Below are 2,288 nucleotides of genomic sequence, written 5' to 3' on the forward strand. Positions count from 1 at the left end.
GGGGATAAGGATGCAACTCAGTGCGGCCTGCGATCCGCACGACTCCGCCCGTCGACTGCGAGGTTCGGAGATGAACTATCGCCGCAAGAAGCCTTAAGGGATTACCCTTTCCGATGAACTCGCGCGCATCAGCGGTCAGTGACTTTTCGTCGTCGAGCCGAGCAGCAATGGGATCTTTGTTATTTGCGAAGAGCCAGTGGCCAAAGCTGAGAAGAGTACGTACATAGCCCCTGGCAGTGCGTTCGGCGGCGTTCCCATTACGGAGGGCCTCCTCAAGCCCCGAAATAAGGGGAGCATCCTCGGTATGAAGAGGCTGCTTGTCGTGCCCTATCAAAATTCCAGTTGACTGAGCCGGCTGCGGCGCCGAGGACGACGGGCCGGGTTCGTCCATCCGGCCCAAATCCTGATCGTGGCCTTCCGCAGGAAGCAATTCCTCTGGCCAACTGCCAGCTTTCTGCCACGCACTGTGCTGCGCAGCGGCGTCGCCGACCTGTCTCGACTCCATCAGGGCCGCGTCTTCGGGATCAATATGGCGCTCGAGCTCCATCGCTTTAGGGCCCGCCTGTGATTTTCGGAGATGAGCCAGAGCGGCACCGATCCTCGAATCAGCACCGGCGTCCTTCTTATAGCTCTTGACATCTCCATCCAGCGCCTTGCCTGAAAGCCGACCAGCAATGCCCTTCTTGTTGTTTTCACGCAGGTAGTCACTGAAACTGCGAAGAGCCGTTGCATCCTTCCTGGCTTCTTCCTTCTTGCCGGTATCTGTCGCTGCTTCGTTTTTGTACTCTGCGATGAGAGCTGCGTCCTGGGGATAAGGATGCAACTCAGGGCGGCCTGCGATCGGCACGATTCCGCCCGTCAACCGCGAGGTCCTGAGATGGTCTATTGCCCTAAGGAGTGTCGCGGGACGCTTTTCGAACAACTCGCGCGCATCAGCGGTCAGTGACTCTTCGTCGTCGAGCCGAGCAAAAATGCTCTTTTTGTTATTTGCGTAGAGCCTCTGGCCAAAGCTGCGAAGAGAAGATAGATAGTTTCGGACGGTGCGTTCGGCGGCGCTCCCATTCCGGAGGGCCTCCTCAAACCCCGCAATAAGGGGAACATCCTCGGAATGAAGAGGCCGCTTCTTGTGCCCTATCGCAACCCCAGTTGACTGAGCCGGCGCCGAGGACGGCGGGCCGGGTTCGTCCATCGGACCCAAAAGCAAATTCTGATCATGGCCTTCCGCAGGAAGCAATTCCTCTGGCCAACTGCCAGCTTTCTGCAACGAACTGTGCTGCGCAGCAGCGTCGCCGACCTGCCTCGACTCCTTCAGGGCCGCGTCTTCGGAATCAATATGGCGCTCGAGCTCCATCGCCTTAGCGCCCGCCTGCGATTTTCGGAGATGAGCCAGAGCGGCACCGATCCTTGAATCAGCACCGGGGGCCCTCTTATAGCTCTTGACATCTCCATCCAACGCCTCGTCTGAAAGACGAGCAGCAATGCCCTTCTTGCTGTTTTCACGCAGGTAGTCGCTGAAACTGCGAAGAGCAGTTGCATTCTTGCTTGCATCCTTCTTGCCGGTATCTGTCGCTGCGTCGTTTTTGTACCCTTCGATCAGAGCTGCGTCCTGGGGATAAGGATGCAACTCAGTGCGGCCTGCGATCGGCACGATTCCGCCCGTCGACCGCGAGGTCCTGAGATGGTCTATTGCCCTAAGGAGTGTCGCGGGACGCTTTTCGAACACGCGCGCATCAACGGTCAGCGACTCTTCGTCGTCGAGCCGAGCAGCAATGGGATCTTTGTTATTTGCGAAGAGCCACTGGCCAAAGCTGCGAAGAGAATATAGATTATTTCGTGCGGTGCCTTTGGCGGCCCCGCCCTTGATGAGGGCCTTCTCAAGCCCCAAAATAAGGGGAGCATCCTGGGAATAAAGGGGGCTTTTGCTGAGCCTTCTCAGAATCCCTTTTGACTGAGCCGGCTGCGGCGTCGAGGCGGCCGGCATTGCTCCATCACCTTCACCTGAACTGCCGATCTCGCTCAATTGCCGCTCAAAGGTCGCCGCGGCTGCGGACGGAGCCGCGGGTGAGCTCTCTTGCGGGCCCGTGCTGTCCGATTGTTCACGCACCCGCTTGGTCGAGGGGAAATCCATCCGTTCTCACTTTCAAAATATGAACCAGGGCTTCGATCTGGCATGCTGGCGATCAGCAACAAACCACCCTTTACAGCCCTCGATAGACCCGCACCGGGAGCATCTGCGGATTTCACGGATCGTGTGCATCGATTTCGCGCGATCGTGAGCACTGAATTCA

General features: G+C 58.0%; 1 pseudogene. It reads right to left on the reverse strand.

Features of this window, described 5'->3' with window-relative positions:
* A pseudogene (locus IC66_RS0142155) lies at window positions 1-2,128 on the reverse strand (Ulp1 family isopeptidase); the annotation flags it as partial.
* Window positions 2,129-2,288 lie beyond the last annotated feature (160 nt).

The sequence above is a fragment of the Bradyrhizobium genomosp. III genome, assembly GCF_000261705.1.
Classification (GTDB): Bacteria; Pseudomonadota; Alphaproteobacteria; order Rhizobiales; family Xanthobacteraceae; genus Bradyrhizobium; species Bradyrhizobium ottawaense.